The following is a 15,271-nucleotide window of genomic DNA, read 5'->3' as shown; positions in this document are numbered from 1 at the left end:
AGGCGCGTAACGCGCTAAGGTTCCGCTCCCCGACGCGCTTAAATCTGCTGTGCTCCGCCGCGCGGGGATCGCTGGCGGCCGGCACCCGTGACCTGACGAGTAAACGATGGCTGATTTACCGATCAACGACCTAAACGTCGCCTCTAACGAGACCCTGATCACTCCTGATCAGCTCAAGCGTGATATCCCTCTGAGCGATGCTGCCCTGCGCACCGTCACCAAGGGCCGTGAAGTCATTCGCAACATTCTTGATGGCACCGACCACCGTCTGTTCGTAGTGATCGGCCCGTGCTCGATCCACGACATCAAGGCTGCCCACGAATACGCCGACCGTTTGAAGGTACTGGCTGCGGAAGTCTCCGATACCTTGTATCTGGTCATGCGCGTGTATTTCGAGAAGCCGCGTACCACCGTCGGCTGGAAAGGTCTGATCAACGATCCGTATCTGGACGACTCGTTCAAGATCCAGGACGGTCTGCACATCGGTCGCCAGTTGCTCCTGGACCTGGCGGAAAAAGGCCTGCCAACTGCCACTGAAGCCCTCGACCCGATCTCCCCGCAGTATCTGCAGGACTTGATCAGCTGGTCGGCCATCGGCGCGCGTACCACCGAATCCCAGACTCACCGTGAAATGGCTTCCGGCCTTTCCTCGGCGGTTGGCTTCAAGAACGGCACCGACGGCGGCCTGACCGTGGCGATCAACGCCTTGCAGTCGGTCTCGAGCCCGCACCGTTTCCTCGGTATCAACCAGGAAGGTGGCGTGTCGATCGTCACCACCAAAGGCAACGCCTACGGTCACGTGGTGTTGCGCGGTGGTAACGGCAAGCCGAACTACGATTCGGTCAGCGTCGCCCTGTGCGAGCAGGCGCTGAACAAGGCGAAGATCAAGCCGAATATCATGGTCGATTGCAGCCACGCCAACTCCAACAAGGACCCGGCCCTGCAACCGCTGGTGATGGAAAACGTTGCCAACCAGATCCTCGAAGGCAACCAGTCGATCATCGGCCTGATGGTCGAGAGTCACCTGAACTGGGGCTGCCAGGCGATTCCGAAAGACCTCGCCGACCTGCAATACGGCGTGTCGATCACCGATGCGTGCATCGACTGGTCCGCCACCGAGAACACCCTGCGCAGCATGCACGCCAAGCTCAAGGATGTTCTGCCAAAACGCCAGCGCAGCTGATCGAGGTTTCGCGGGCATAAAAAAACGCCGGGCATTGCCCGGCGTTTTTGTGTGTGGCGTATGGCTCAGATTTTCGCGGTACGACGCTGATGGCGTTCCATGTAGCGCTCGACGTAGGAGCACGACGGGATCACCGTGTAGCCCATTTCTTCGGCGTATTGCAGCGCGCTTTCGGTCAGCGCTGCCGCAATGCCACGCCCGCGCAGGGCGTTGGGCACAAACGTGCGATAGATATCCAGGGTCTGTTTCCCCAGATCCATATAGGTCAGGTAGGCACGATGACCGTCCACATTGGTCTCGAACTGATGACCAGCCTGGTCATGGTGGATGGACAACGCCTCGCTCATCACTACTCCTCGCGGGTCTTGAATTCTGACCCCTACCTTACCGATGTTTTTCCGGCGAAGGAACATCTACGCCACCCCGTGCCTGATGGACACCGAGAAGAGACACACCGATCTCGCACAACCGAGCACGTAATAAATAGTAGGCACCATTGGCAAAAATGCTCAAGGTGCACTCGTCATCGCACACGTGGACCGGGGTTGCTCCGATGGACGCAGGGTGGCTGGGGGAGATGATCTTCCCGGGCCGCTCACCTGAACATTGCCGGATGTTGAGACTTAAGACGTACGACTTTGTTTAAAGTCACCTCAAGAGGGACAAAGATAGGTGACACATCCCGCAAAACCGATACGAAAGTGTAGACGAATTGTTATAGGCAGACTCTAGCCATTGCCCGCAAAACAGCACGCGACAACGGGAACTTTTTCTCAATAACTCGCTCTGCGTGGGGCTTGCAGCTGGATATTTTTTAAACAGTGCAGTTAAAAGTTGCTCGAAAAAGAATCAACGCCTACAATTTTTTTTGCTTCTTGCCTTACGTCAGTTTACTTACTACAAGTAATGGGTAGTATGTACGCCGGCTATTTCCTCAATCGGAGGAGACAGCCACTTAATTGAAAGTCCTTGAAGGGGAACACGATGAACAACGTTCTGAAATTCTCTGCTCTGGCTCTGGCCGCAGTTCTGGCTACCGGTTGCAGCAGCGCATCGAAAGAAACCGAAGCACGTCTGACCGCTACTGAAGACGCAGCTGCTCGCTCCCAAGCTCGTGCAGACGAAGCTTACCGTAAAGCTGATGAAGCTCTGGCTGCTGCTCAAAAAGCACAACAGACTGCTGACGAAGCTAACGAGCGTGCTCTGCGCATGCTGGACAAAGCTAGCCGCAAGTAATAATCCCTCGGGATTGTTATCAAGCCGACCCATTTTTTGGGTCGGCTTTTTTTGTGCCCGGCATTTTTGTCCGGGCAAAAAAAACCCGCCGACGCTTGAGGCGTCGGCGGGTTCTGGATCTGCCCCCTTACTGCTGCAGATCGATCGGCGCGCTCGAAACAATCGGCGCCGAGGTGTTCGGCGTGCCGATCTCCGTAGGCAGGCCATCTTCGGCCGCCACCACGTCACGCACCACATCCCAGTTCATGCGCAGGTTGTTGGTGATGTCATCACGCTTGAGCATCGCGTTGATCACCGCCGTGTGCTTGTCGACCACCGAAGGGTTGCCCTTGTCGTCGATAGGCGTGTGCGCCTCCAGATAGACCTTGCCGCCACTGCGCCCGAACTTGTAGGCATCGTTGAGGATACGCACCGAGGTACCGACCGGCACCATGCCGGCCATCTCCAGCACGTTGTTGTTGAACATGCGGAAGCAGCCATGGCTGGTGCGCATGCCGATGCCGAATTTCTTGTTCGAACCGTGGATCAAGTAGCCAGGCGTGCCGAGGGTGAACTTGAACGGACCCAGCGGGTTGTCTGGACCGGCCGGCACCACGTTTGGCAGCGGATCACCGTCGGCGGCGTGCTCAGCCTTGATCGAGGCTGGCGGGGTCCAGGTCGGGTTCGGTGTCTTGGCGGTGATCGAGGTATGCGCGATCGGCGACCCCCAACCTTCACGACCGATACCCAGCGGGAAGGTGTAAACCACGTTCCGGCCTTTCGGGAAATAGTAGAGACGGTATTCGGCAAGGTTGATGACGATGCCTTCGCGCGGGCCCGGCGGCAGAATGAAGCGGGTTGGCAGAACAATTTCGGTGCCGGCACCCGGCAACCAGGCATCGACGCCCGGGTTGGCCGCGACCATCTCCGAATAACCCAGATCGTACTTCGTGCCCAGATCGGCGAAGGTGTCTTCGTACTTGGCTTTGATCACCTGCACCTGACCGATGATGTCTTCACCGGGTGGTGGCAGGGGAAACTCCAATGCAGCAACGGGACCGGCCACACACAGGGCGGCAAGTGACAGGCAGCGGGTGACGGCAGGAAAGCGCGGCAACATCCGGAAAATCCTTCGCATGATCAACAAGGGTATAAGAGCGCGATTGTACACCGCACTTTGAATATTCGGGGAGACACAAGACCTGTGGCGAGGGAGCTTGCTCCCGCTGGACTGCGCAGCAGGCCTTGCTGGAGGCCCGCACGGGATTCATGAAATTGTATTTAAGCTTTTCACGACGGCTGCGCCGCCGAGCGGGACGGTGCGACGATTCGACAAGCTCCCGCGCTACAATAGGTCGTGCCCGACGTCAGAGCTCGAAACGCAACTCAGGCCAGATCGGCGACGTGCCGCGCTTCTGCGACTCCAGAATCGCCCGGCACAGCGAGCACAGGCGCTGATCCTGGAACACCCGGCGATCCACGCTCGACCAGCGCGGTTGCGCCGGCAGCAGACTGCCGCAGAGGGTGCGATCGGCCGAGCCGCCGAGTTCGAGTTGACGGGTCACCAGATGCACCCGCACTTCCTGGCAGGCGAACAGATCCAGCTGCTCGTCAGGCTCGATCAGTTGGTAGGCAAACAGGGACCAGGCAGAACGCGACATCGGGGGCTCCAAATAAGGGGGCGCCACATTAGCCGAAAGCCTGCCCTTAGAAAAGCCTCATAACAGCGGTTTTAGCGTCGGCCAGACATTTTCCAGCAACTTGCCCTGAGCCCCGGCCGCCGGGTGCAGACCATCGGCCTGCATCAAGTCCGGATGACCGCCCACGCCTTCGAGGAAAAACGGCACCAGCGGGATCTTTTTGTCGTCGGCGAGTTTGCCGTAGACCTCGGCGAAGGCGTCGGTGTAGCGCTTGCCATAGTTGGGCGGCAATTGCATGCCGAGCAACAGCACCTTGGCACCGCTCTGACGGGAGCTGTCGATCATCGCCGCAAGGTTTTGTTGCAATTGCGTGGGCGGCATTCCGCGCAGGCCATCGTTGCCCCCAAGCTCAAGGATCACCAGCTCAGGCTTATGCTCTGCAAGCAGCGCCGGCAGCCGCGCCTGGCCTCCGGCACTGGTGTCGCCACTGATGGAGGCATTGACCACTTTGTCGTCAAAACCCTCCTTCTTGAGCCGTTGTTCGAGCAACGATACCCATCCCAAGCGGGTATCCAGTCCGAAACCGGCGCTGATACTATCGCCAACGATCAGGACAGTACCCGCCGCTGCGTTCTGGGCCATGCACACTAAGGCCAGGCCAGCACTCAAAAACCACACACGCATCGGATTCTCCATGGGCGCAAGCATTCTCACCGCGAAGAACCTCAGCAAAGTGGTTCCCAGCGCGGAAGGTGAACTGACTATCCTGCACGAACTCAGCCTGGAACTGAACAAGGGCGACAGCCTGGCCATCGTTGGCGCGTCCGGTTCCGGCAAATCCACCCTCCTCGGCCTGCTCGCCGGCCTCGACCTGCCGAGCAGTGGCGAAGTTACCCTCGCCGGCCAGAGCCTGAGCAATCTCGATGAAGATCAGCGTGCGCGCATCCGCGCCGAGCACGTCGGTTTTGTCTTTCAGTCATTCCAGTTGCTCGACAGCCTCAACGCCCTGGAAAACGTCATGCTGCCGCTGGAACTCGACGGCCGCAAAGATGCCCGCGAGCGTGCAACTGAACTGTTACAACGTGTTGGCCTCGGCCAGCGCCTGACGCACTCGCCGCGCCAGCTCTCCGGTGGCGAACAGCAACGTGTGGCAATTGCCCGCGCGTTCGCTGCCGAGCCGGACGTGCTGTTCGCCGACGAACCCACCGGCAACCTCGACAGCCACACCGGCGAGCGCATCAGCGACTTGCTGTTCGAATTGAACAAGGAACGCGGCACCACCCTGGTGCTGGTGACCCACGACGAACGCCTGGCTCATCGCTGCCGGCGCCTGATCCGTCTTGAAGCCGGGCTGTTGGTCGCCCCTCTGGAGCCTTGATGGCACGTCTGCCGCTGTTGCGTCTGTTCAGTCTCGCCATTCGCCAATTGCTGCGCGATGCCCGCGCCGGAGAATTGCGGGTGTTGTTCTTCGCTTTGGTTGTCGCTGTAGCGGCAAGCACCGCCATCGGATATTTCGGCGCCCGCCTCAACGGCGCGATGACGCTGCGCGCGACCGAATTTCTCGGCGCCGATCTGGTGCTCGAAGGCAGTTCTCCGGCCCGTGATGAACAGATCAGGAGCGGCACCGACTTGCGCTTGAGTCATGCGCAGGTGGTGGAGTTTTCCAGCGTCATCGCCACCGACAACGGTATTCAGTTGTCGAGTATCAAAGCCGTCGACCGCGCCTACCCATTGCGCGGCGAACTCAAGAGTGCGCCAGCGCCCTTCGCCGCCGAAGTATCCGGTGGCGAACCACAACCCGGCGAAGCCTGGGTCGAAGCCCGCCTGCTGACGGCGCTGGATCTGAAGATCGGCGACAGCATCGATGTCGGCATGAAGACGTTGAAACTGACTCGTGTGCTGACTTATGAACCGGATCGTGCCGGCAACTTCTACAGCCTGACGCCCCGGGTGATGATCAACCTCGATGATCTTGCCGCCACTGGCGTGGTGCAGCCCGGCAGCCGGGTGAGCTACCGCGAGCTGTGGCGTGGCGAACCGCAGGCGCTGGAAACCTATCGACAATTGATCAAACCGGGACTGGCGGCGAACCAGCGAATTCAGGATGCACGCGACGGCAATCGGCAGATTGGCGGGGCGCTGGGCAAAGCCGAACGTTACTTGAACATGGCCAGTCTGGTCGCCGTGTTGCTGGCGGGTGTCGCCGTCGCGTTGTCGGCAAATCGTTTTGCCAGTCGACGTTTCGACGCCAGTGCCTTGCTGCGCTGCCTCGGTTTGTCTCGCCGGGAAACCATGCTGCTGTTCAGTGTGCAACTGACCGTGCTCGGGCTGCTCGCCGCACTCAGTGGAGCGCTGCTCGGCTGGCTAGCGCAACTGGGTTTGCTCGCGCTATTGCATGATCTGCTGCCGAGCGATGTTCCACCCGGCGGCGTGTTTCCGGCGATTGCCGGGATCGGCACCGGACTGGTGGCCCTGGCAGGTTTCGCCCTGCCGCCGCTCGCCGCGCTGGGGCGAGTGCCGCCGTTGCGCGTCTTGCGCCGGGATATGTTGCCGATCCCGTCGAGCACCTGGATGGTCTACGGTGCCGCATTGGGCGCGCTGGGTCTGATCATGTGGCGCTTGAGTCTTGATCTGCTGCTGACATTTGCCCTGCTCGGTGGCGGTGTCGTGGCGGCGGTCATTCTTGGCGGACTGCTGCTGTTGCTGCTGAACAGTTTGCGCCGCTTGTTGGCCCGCGCCTCGCTGCCATGGCGCTTGGGTCTCGGCCAACTGTTACGCCATCCACTGGCGGCTGCCGGGCAATCGTTGGCGTTTGGTTTGATTCTATTGTCTATGGCGTTGATCGCCCTGTTGCGCGGCGAATTGCTCGACACCTGGCAAAACCAGTTGCCGAAAAACGCGCCAAATTATTTCGCCCTGAACATCCTGCCAGCGGACAAACAGGCGTTCACCGATCATCTGGTCAATGTGTCGGCTCAGGCCGCGCCGCTGTATCCAGTCGTTCCCGGACGGTTGATCAGCATCAATGGCGAACCGGTGCAGCAAATCGTCAGCAAGGATTCCGCTGGCGACCGCGCGGTTCAGCGCGATCTGAGCCTGACCTGGGCGGCTGATCTACCCGCCGGCAACAAACTGACTTCAGGTTCGTGGTGGACTGAACAGCCATCCGACGGTGTCCCGGGCGTTTCGGTCGAAGGCAAAGTTGCCGAGAGCCTCAAGCTCAAACTCGGCGATCACATGGTGTTCAGTGTCGGCGGCGTCAATCGTGAAGCGAAGGTCACCAGCCTGCGGGACATCAATTGGGACAACTTCCAGCCTAACTTCTTCATGATCTTCCAGCCCGGCACCTTGAAGGATCTGCCGGCGACCTACCTGACCAGCTTCTATCTGGCGCCCGGTCACGATCAGCAGATCGTCGATCTGTCGCGGGCCTTCCCGGCGGTGACCATTCTTCAGGTCGAAGCCCTGCTCGAACAACTGCGCAGCATCCTCGCCCAAGTCACGCTGGCGGTTGAGTATGTGTTGTTGTTTGTCCTGGCGGCGGGGATGGCGGTGTTGTTTTCCGGATTGCAGGCAACGCTGGATGAACGTATTCGCCAAGGCGCGCTGTTGCGGGCACTCGGGGCCGAGCGCAAGTTGCTGGTCAAGGCACGGCGCATCGAGTTCGGCCTGCTCGGCGCGGTCAGCGGTTTGCTCGCAGCCATCGGTTCGGAAGTCGTGAGTCTGGTGTTGTATCGCTACGCCTTCGATCTGCCGTGGCATCCGCATCCGTGGTTGTTGGTGCTGCCGCTGATTGGCGCGGCATTGATCGGTGGTGCCGGGGTGTTCGGCACGCGTCGGGCGCTCAACGCAAGTCCGCTGACAGTGTTGCGCGAGGGTTGATAGACTCCAGCCGTCTTAATCACAAGAAGTTGCCATGAGCCGTTATCGCCCTCCCCGCACCGCCGGCACCGCGCTGATCACCCCTGAAGGTGAAGCGCGGATGCGTGCCGAATTCCATGAGCTGTGGCATGTGCGCCGCCCGCAAGTAACGCAGTCGGTCAGCGAGGCGGCGGCTCAGGGTGATCGCTCGGAGAACGCCGAATACACCTATGGCAAAAAAATGCTGCGCGAGATCGACAGCCGCGTGCGCTTTCTGACCAAACGTCTGGAAGCGCTCAAGGTTGTCAGCGAAAAGCCCAGCGACCCGAACAAGGTGTACTTCGGCGCCTGGGTGACCATCGAGGACGAGGACGGCAAGCAATCGCGCTACCGCATCGTCGGCCCGGATGAGCTGGATCTGAAACTGGGCCTGATCAGCATTGACTCACCGCTGGCCCGCGCCCTGATCGGCAAGGCGCTGGACGCGGAAGTACGGGTGCAGACGCCGACCGGCGAGCAGTGCGTGTACATCGTGGCGATCGAATACCCGTAAGCGCTATCAGCGACGGGTGATCAGACCTTGCCGGGCGACACGCACCAGTTGCTTGATCATTTGCGGGGCGTCCTCTTGGCTCGGCGCCTGAATCACCGCCAGATCAAAACTGTCACTGGCGAAACGCGCCAGCGACTCGCCGTCTTCAACGAACTGGATCAGGAATGCAGCCGGGCCGCCGCTACGGCGTGGCCAGCCATCGAGATAACGCAACAGCGTCGGCTGATGTTTACCGCCAAGGAGGATTTTCGGGTTGCGCTGGGTGATATGTGCCGTGATCGGCGCGGGACGTGCTGGAGGGCGTAGTGCATTCATCGTGTCGTGTCTCTGCCTCAAAAGTCTGCATGGCAGGTGAGAGGCAACACCGAACCAGCGCTTTAGCGGTATTTCGAAGCCCTGTTCCGGCTTCTGACGGCAACTGTTGAAGTCACCTGGCGCCCCGCAAGTAGCTGTTTAAATCGGCGCATGGGCAACATCCTAGAGAACGTGACCGATCAGTGTCAAGAATCAGCCACAACAAAAAAGGCCCGCACAATGCGGGCCTTTTGCTTGAATCAGAGCGCTCAACCGGCGATGGCGCGATCCACCGAAAGCTTGCCGGCACCTTCGATCAGTACGGCGAGGCTGCCACCGAGCAGGGCCAGCGCAAATTCGTAGCCGTTGTTGGCCATGAACAAGCCGTTGCTGATGTGCACAGTGAAGATTGCCACCAGCGACAGGAAGGTCAGACCCAGCGCAGCCGGACGCACCAGCAAGCCGATGATCAAGGCCAGGCCAGCGAAGAACTCGGTACCGCCGGCCAGTGTGGCCATCAGGTAACCCGGCGTCAGGCCGAGGCTCTCCATGTATTGCGCCGTGCCCGCCAGACCGTAACCACCGAACAGACCGAAAAGCTTCTGCGAACCGTGGGCGGCGAAGATCACGCCGACAGCAATGCGCAGAATGGTCAGACCGTAACCAGCGCGGGTGAACAGTACTTTGTTGATCAGAGAGCTCATGGGGCATTCCTTGTTTTTGCGAGAAGTTGTGTGTGTTGGTTGGCCGCTATATTAATCAGTTAATTTCATGTTAAAAGCGCAAATATTCCGCCATAACAATCAAATTATTAGATCATTTGCGTGAGACAACTTTCTGTCCACCGGGCTCCAACGACTCCCGCTCCCGATCGAACGCCAAGTAATACTTGTTCACGCTATTAACATAGCTGACGGGCCCCATTCCCACCTGTTCCATGGCAATACGCTCGACCTGGAAGAACCACTGGTTGGGATTCAGCCCGCGCCGGCGGGCCTCGGCACGCATCCCCTGCACGCGCTCGGGGCCGATGTTGTAGGCCGCCAAGGTGAACGCCATGCGCTCGCGTTCATTGAGTTTTGGGCTGTTGAAGAATTTGCGACGGATCATCGCCAGGTACTTCGCGCCGGCCTGAACGTTGGCATCGAGATTCTGAATATTGTTGACGCCGACCCGTTGCGCAGCGGACGGGGTGATCTGCATCAGGCCGGTCGGGCCACTGCCGCTGCGGGCATTGGGTTGCAGCGCCGATTCCTTGAACGCCAGTGCGGCCAGGTTCAGCCAGTCCATGCGCTGTGCATCGGCATGCTTTTGCAGGGTTGGCCGCAGTTTTTCCAGGCGCTGGCGATCGGCCTTGGCCAATGGATAGTGGACTTGATAGAGACGGCGGTAGATGCGCAGGAACGCCGCGTCTTCGTTCGCCGGTTTTTTGTAACCGGTGAGGAAGCGATCGATGCTTGCGCGCAGCATCGATGCATCGCGGCGCACGAACCAGTACTCCTCGCCCGGCTCGCTGATCATCACCTGTCGATCAAAGCGCAGTTTCGGCAGAATCTTGCCCCAGCGCTCGGCAATCGGTTGCTCGACGATGGTCAGGTGAAAGATTCCGCCCTGGACCATTTCCAGCACGTCTTCGACCGCCAGCGTCGGATCGACCCATTCGATCTTGATCGGTGCCAGTTTGTGCAAGGCGAGTTTCTGATTGAGCTGGCTGACCGCTTCGCCCGCCGCACTGCCGGTGGGCAACGCGAGGGTTTTCCCGGAGAGTTGCTCGACCTTGGTGTAGCGTCGCTCGCCCTTGATGCCAACCAGCACCAGCGGCACGTTGCTGGCGATCGGCTCACTGCTGGCCACCGCGTGCCCCGGTTGCAGATCAAGCAATTCACCCGGCGCGACCAGATCGCCTTCGCCGCGCTGCAATGCACCGAGCAATTGATCCTTGGCTTTGGGAATGATCTTGAGGGTGATTTCCTGACCGTCACGGGCGTGACCGTTGAGGTATTGCTCGAAGGCGCGCAGGCGATGGTATTCGATACCGATGGACTGGCCCTGGACTTCGCCGGAGCTGTTGCGGCTCTGGTTGACCAGCACCCGCAGCACACGACTGCTGCGAATTTCCGACAGATCGCGGACTTTCGCTGCGGGCACGGCTTGCAGCGGCCCGGGCAGGCGCGCAACCGCCGTCATCGGCAGCAGCAACGATCCACACAACAGCAACAAAACCGAGGGACGAACCATCCACTCTCCGGAAAGAATACGGGGCGATTTCACCGCTGAACGGTCGAAAATCACCGACGAAAACAGAGCGCCTGAGCGCTGGCAAAGTGCGAGAGACTGGCACAGTGATGGCATTTCTGCCAACCCGTGCTGCGTCGCGGCATCAAAAGACAGCTATAACTCGTTGTAGTTCTTGGCTTTTCTTATGAATCTACAGCTCTGGTATGCTTTCCGGCCTTCGGCCCGAGGTAGCAACCATGCAACTCATCGATATCGGCGTCAACCTGACCAACCCAAGTTTCGCCGACAAACATCAGGCCGTACTCGACCGCGCCTATGCTGCCGGGGTCTGCCAATTGGTGCTGACCGGCACCAGCGTCGAGGGTAGCGAGCAGGCACTGGAGCTGTGCCAGCAACTGGATGACAGCGGGCAACGATTGTTCGCCACCGCCGGGATTCACCCGCATTCGGCCAGTGACTGGAACGCTGACAGCGCCAGACAACTGCGCAGTTTGCTCAAGGAAAGCAACGTGGTGGCGGTGGGTGAATGCGGACTGGATTTCAACCGTGATTTTTCGCCGCGCCCGCAGCAGGAAAAAGTCCTCGAAGAACATTTGGCGCTGGCCGTCGAACTGCAACTGCCGGTGTTCCTGCATGAACGTGATGCCAGTCAGCGCCTGCTGGAAATCCTCAAAGACTTCTGCGATCAACTGCCTGCCGCCGTGGTGCATTGCTTCACTGGCGAGCAAAAGGCGCTGTTCAGCTACCTCGATCTGGACCTGCATATCGGCATCACCGGTTGGATCTGCGACGAGCGCCGTGGCACGCACTTGCATCCGCTGGTCAAGGAGATCAAGCGCGGACGGCTGATGCTGGAAAGTGATGCGCCGTATCTGTTGCCGCGCACCTTGCGCCCGAAACCGAAGAATGGCCGCAATGAGCCAGCGTATCTGACCGAAGTGCTGCGCGAGGTGGCGTTGCATCGGGGCGAAACCGAGGAAGATCTGGCGGCACATACCACCGCGTGTGCCCGCGCATTCTTCAACCTCCCAGCCCTCTCCTGACACAGCCGAAGCCCAATGTAGGAGTGAGCCTGCTCGCAATGGCGGTGTGTCAGTCTGCATTGATGTTGAATCACACACCGCTATCGCGAGCAGGCTCACTCCTACAAAGGCGGGACAGTGCGGTCTATTGACCCGTATCAAGATCTGCAGACCTGCGTAGCGGCACAATACTGGCACCTTGCCAAAACTGTTTCCGCTATCAGAGAAGACCTCCATGGGTGCCTGGCTTAGCAATATCTCGCTGAAATACAAATTCTGGGCGGTCAACGCGGTCGCCTTCGTCACCACCCTGTTGCTGGTGCTGTACGCCGTGCAGCTTGAGCAGCAGGCCCGCAGCCATGCCGCGCGGGCATCCGCTCAGGCTCAGGCGCAATTGCTTAAGGGCTGGCCGGTCGGGCAAGCCTTGCCCAAGGCAGATCAGGTGCTGACCTTCAAACGTGGCGAAGCGCCGCGCCTCAACGATCAACCACTGTTGGAGATCACCGACAACCACGGCTGGAACGAGATCAATCACATGCCGCTGTTCGGCGATAACCCGTTGATGGGCGCCGAAGTGTTCAGTCGCGCCGATGGCCAACAAGTCGCGGTGATCGCCTACGGCCCAAGCCTGACGCAGGTATTCAGCGAGCGCTTCGCCAACTACGCGGTGGCCGTGCTCATCCTGATGCTGGCGATGCTCGGCGCTTCGCAACTGTTGATCCGCTTCCTGCTCAGCCAGCTCAACACCTTGAAAGACGTAATGCTGCACGTTGAAAAAAGCGGCGACCTTTCCGCCCGGGTGCCGCTGGCCTGCAAAGATGAAGTCGGGCAGATGGCCAATGCATTCAACGCAATGCAGGCCGGTTATCAACGCGTGGTGACCACCGTCGCCAACACCGCACGGCAACTGGATGTCGGTGCCGCGCGCCTGGCATTGAGCATGAACGAAGTGCGTCACGGCATGCTCGGCCAGCAAAGCGAAACCGATCAGGCCGCCACGGCGATCAACGAAATGACCGCCACGGTTTATCACATTGCTCAACACGCCGGTGCCACCCGTGATTTGTCGCAGACCGCCGATGGTCTGGCGGGCAGTGGCCAACAAGTAGTGGCACGGGTGCAGCATTCGATTGCCGGGTTATCGAGTGGCGTGCAGCAGACCGCCGAGATGATCCAGCGTCTGGCCGAGGACAGCCAGAAAATCAACGGCGTGGTCAGCGTGATCCACAGCATCGCCGAACAGACCAATCTGCTCGCGCTCAACGCCGCCATTGAAGCGGCTCGGGCCGGCGAGATGGGCCGTGGTTTTGCGGTGGTTGCCGATGAAGTGCGCAACCTCGCCAAGCGCGTACAGACCTCCACCGATGAGATCACCACCATGGTTTCGGCGTTGCAGGCCGGCACACGCGATGCGGTGGATTTCATGCAGGAGAGTTCGTACAAGGCTGACGACTGCGTGCAGCAGGCGCAAGAGGCTGGCGAGGCCCTCGCGGAGATCACCGGAGCGGTGGCGCAAATGCGTGAGAGCAACACGCAAATTGCGGTGGCGGCTGAGCAGCAGAGTCAGGTCGCCGAAGAGATGAATCGTGCGGTGGTGAGCATTCGCGATGTGACCGAGAACACCGTGCAGCAGACGGTGGATTCGGCGACGACCAGCAATGAGTTGGCGACGTTGGCCGGGGAACTCAGCAAGGCCATTGGACAGCTCAAGCTGTAAGGGACTCATCGCGAGCAGGCTCACTCCTACAGGGGATTTGTGAACACCACAGATCTTCTGTAGGAGTGAGCCTGCTCGCGATAGCTTTATTCGCAATACCATCGAATCTGGCCATTGTGCCTATCACTTCAATAGCCAAGCTTGATTCGCCGCCCTCCCCGCCCCGGCCTATTCTTCAACCCATGAGTTCAACATGGATCGAGGAGTAATCAACATGGGCAAACGTCACCCCAACCTTCCCGCGTGGCAATGGCGCGCATACCCGAACAATCATCAGCATCCGACCAATCTGGTGCTGCACCTGATTGCCGTGCCGTTGTTCATCGTTGCGTTTCTGTTGATCGTGTCCGGGGTATTCAGCCTGAGCCTGGCCAGCGTGGCTATCGGCGTGATCGGCATTGTCGCGGCGCTGGCACTCCAGCGTCACGGTCACAGCCTGGAGGCGCAAGCCTCCGAGCCGTTCAGTGATCGTAAAGATGCGGTGTCACGTCTGCTGGTCGAACAGTTTCTGACTTTTCCGCGTTTCTTCCTCAGTGGCGGCTGGTGGCGCGCCTGGCGTGAGCGTCACCGTCGGCATTGATTCAGGCAAAAATCGTCACGGTCTGGCGACTCATCGCAATCAACTGCCCTTGCGCACTCCACAGCTTGGCGGCCACATGGCCGTAACCGTCGGCGGCGTATTCGATGTCGGCGAGGTATTTGCACCAGTCCAGCGTGCTCAGATCCTGTAACGGCTGAACAAATTCAATGGTCCAGGTCAATGTGCTGCCCGGCGCAGGCTTCTTCAGATACGGCAGCAGCGCAGGAGGCCATGCATCGACCAGCGCCAGCAAATGCGGCTCACTGACCGGCTCTTCTCGCACATCCCCGCGCAACCGCACCCAGCCGCCCATCAGCCGCGATGGAGTGCCGGTGAACGGCATGCCGCCGACATTCCAGCGCATGGCCAGATGGCGCATGAATTCAGGCGTCACGCCTTTGATATAGGGCAACTCCGGGCATTCGTCCCAGTGTTTCATTTCGGCTGCCGGATAGGCTTCAACCGCAACCTCTGAAGGCCTCGATGCACCGAAGCTGCCTTGCACGATCGTGACCACCTGACCGTTCTGCATGGCGCGCCCCAGCACCTGGCTGACCGCTTTGCCTTCACGCAGTACATCAACCTCGAAGCTCACCGGGACTTCAGGCTCGACCGGCCCGACAAAGGTGATCGCCAGCGAACGTACCGGGCGATCCGCCGGCACCCGGGCGCGCATGGCTTCGTATTGCAGCGCAGCCACCAGACCACCAAAACTGGCGCGGCCCTGACCCCACTCGGCAGGAATGGTCAGTTGCGGATGACGGCGGACCGCGTCGAGCAGATCACAAAAGCGCATGGCAACCTCGGAAAGCGAAAAGTGAATGCGGGGATCTTAACCAGCCCGGCAGAGCACCGCAGCGTCTATTCCGGTCAAATGGACTGACAGAAAGGCCTTCAACCAATATCAGTCACACTGAAATCCCTTGTAGGAGTGAGCCTGCTCGCGATAGCGGTCTGACGTTCAACAA

General features: G+C 59.8%; 16 protein-coding genes. 8 read left to right on the top strand and 8 right to left on the bottom strand.

Translation table 11 applies throughout. The features are described from left to right. Positions 1–106: 106 nt before the first annotated feature. On the top strand, positions 107–1,183 hold the full coding sequence (locus JFT86_RS15565) for a 3-deoxy-7-phosphoheptulonate synthase (protein WP_007908583.1): 1,077 nt from the start codon (positions 107–109) through the stop codon (positions 1,181–1,183). A gap of 65 nt (positions 1,184–1,248) precedes the next feature. On the opposite strand, the gene JFT86_RS15560 is transcribed toward JFT86_RS15565, so the two are convergent. After that, positions 1,249–1,530, bottom strand: coding sequence for a GNAT family N-acetyltransferase (locus JFT86_RS15560; RefSeq protein ID WP_201237342.1), 282 nt, complete (start codon positions 1,528–1,530; stop codon positions 1,249–1,251). Positions 1,531–2,167: 637 nt separating this feature from the next. On the opposite strand from JFT86_RS15560, the gene oprI reads away from it, so the two are divergent. Then, positions 2,168–2,419 (top strand): outer membrane lipoprotei OprI, encoded by a 252-nt coding sequence (gene oprI, locus JFT86_RS15555; RefSeq protein WP_003199355.1) that lies wholly within the window; start codon positions 2,168–2,170, stop codon positions 2,417–2,419. A 127-nt stretch (positions 2,420–2,546) separates the two neighbouring features. Here oprI and JFT86_RS15550 read toward each other — a convergent pair whose 3' ends face one another. The 3 genes from JFT86_RS15550 to JFT86_RS15540 form a co-directional block, all read right to left on the bottom strand. Beyond that, complete coding sequence (locus JFT86_RS15550; RefSeq protein ID WP_201237341.1) at positions 2,547–3,518, bottom strand: L,D-transpeptidase family protein; 972 nt, start codon at positions 3,516–3,518, stop codon at positions 2,547–2,549. Positions 3,519–3,765: 247 nt separating this feature from the next. Next, entirely contained in the window at positions 3,766–4,059 is a 294-nt protein-coding gene (locus JFT86_RS15545) for a hypothetical protein (RefSeq protein WP_007908575.1), read from the bottom strand. 57 nt (positions 4,060–4,116) lie between these two features. After that, positions 4,117–4,722, bottom strand: a complete 606-nt coding sequence (locus tag JFT86_RS15540; protein WP_201237340.1) for an arylesterase — start codon at positions 4,720–4,722, stop codon at positions 4,117–4,119. Between the two features lie 10 nt (positions 4,723–4,732). Here JFT86_RS15540 and JFT86_RS15535 point away from each other — a divergent pair, with 10 nt between their 5' ends. Genes JFT86_RS15535 through greB form a run of 3 tightly spaced genes read left to right on the top strand, consistent with a single transcriptional unit; the run spans position 4,733 to position 8,452 of the window. After that, entirely contained in the window at positions 4,733–5,416 is a 684-nt protein-coding gene (locus tag JFT86_RS15535) for an ABC transporter ATP-binding protein (RefSeq protein WP_103304726.1), read from the top strand. Then, positions 5,416–7,920 carry an ABC transporter permease gene (locus JFT86_RS15530; RefSeq protein WP_201237339.1) on the top strand — a complete coding sequence of 835 codons (2,505 nt, stop codon included), beginning with the start codon at positions 5,416–5,418 and terminating at the stop codon, positions 7,918–7,920. The genes JFT86_RS15535 and JFT86_RS15530 overlap by 1 nt, the downstream gene beginning before the upstream one ends. Positions 7,921–7,954: 34 nt before the next feature. After that, positions 7,955–8,452, top strand: a complete 498-nt coding sequence (gene greB, locus JFT86_RS15525; RefSeq protein WP_201237338.1) for a transcription elongation factor GreB — start codon at positions 7,955–7,957, stop codon at positions 8,450–8,452. 6 nt (positions 8,453–8,458) lie between these two features. Here greB and JFT86_RS15520 read toward each other — a convergent pair whose 3' ends face one another. From JFT86_RS15520 to JFT86_RS15510, 3 genes are all read right to left on the bottom strand, one after another. Next, complete coding sequence (locus JFT86_RS15520; RefSeq protein ID WP_201237337.1) at positions 8,459–8,767, bottom strand: class I SAM-dependent methyltransferase; 309 nt, start codon at positions 8,765–8,767, stop codon at positions 8,459–8,461. Positions 8,768–9,015: 248 nt separating this feature from the next. Further along, positions 9,016–9,450, bottom strand: a complete 435-nt coding sequence (locus JFT86_RS15515) for a DoxX family protein (protein WP_201237336.1) — start codon at positions 9,448–9,450, stop codon at positions 9,016–9,018. A 112-nt stretch (positions 9,451–9,562) separates the two neighbouring features. Further along, positions 9,563–10,984, bottom strand: a complete 1,422-nt coding sequence (locus JFT86_RS15510) for a transglycosylase SLT domain-containing protein (protein WP_201237335.1) — start codon at positions 10,982–10,984, stop codon at positions 9,563–9,565. Positions 10,985–11,220: 236 nt separating this feature from the next. On the opposite strand from JFT86_RS15510, the gene JFT86_RS15505 reads away from it, so the two are divergent. From JFT86_RS15505 to JFT86_RS15495, 3 genes are all read left to right on the top strand, one after another. Beyond that, entirely contained in the window at positions 11,221–12,027 is an 807-nt protein-coding gene (locus tag JFT86_RS15505; RefSeq protein ID WP_201237334.1) for a TatD family hydrolase, read from the top strand. Positions 12,028–12,241: 214 nt separating this feature from the next. Next, positions 12,242–13,723: a methyl-accepting chemotaxis protein gene (locus JFT86_RS15500; protein ID WP_201237333.1), complete on the top strand. Its 1,482-nt coding sequence runs from the start codon at positions 12,242–12,244 to the stop codon at positions 13,721–13,723. Between the two features lie 214 nt (positions 13,724–13,937). Then, complete coding sequence (locus JFT86_RS15495; RefSeq protein WP_201237332.1) at positions 13,938–14,303, top strand: Mpo1-like protein; 366 nt, start codon at positions 13,938–13,940, stop codon at positions 14,301–14,303. Position 14,304: 1 nt separating this feature from the next. Here the strand turns inward: JFT86_RS15495 and JFT86_RS15490 are convergent, their stop codons facing one another. Further along, entirely contained in the window at positions 14,305–15,099 is a 795-nt protein-coding gene (locus tag JFT86_RS15490; protein WP_201237331.1) for an acyl-CoA thioesterase domain-containing protein, read from the bottom strand. Between the last annotated feature and the right edge of the window lie 172 nt (positions 15,100–15,271).

Source organism: Pseudomonas sp. TH06 (assembly GCF_016651305.1).
Classification (GTDB): Bacteria; Pseudomonadota; Gammaproteobacteria; order Pseudomonadales; family Pseudomonadaceae; genus Aquipseudomonas.
Note: the sequence above shows the minus strand (reverse complement) of the source record. Positions and strands in the feature narration are given on the sequence as shown.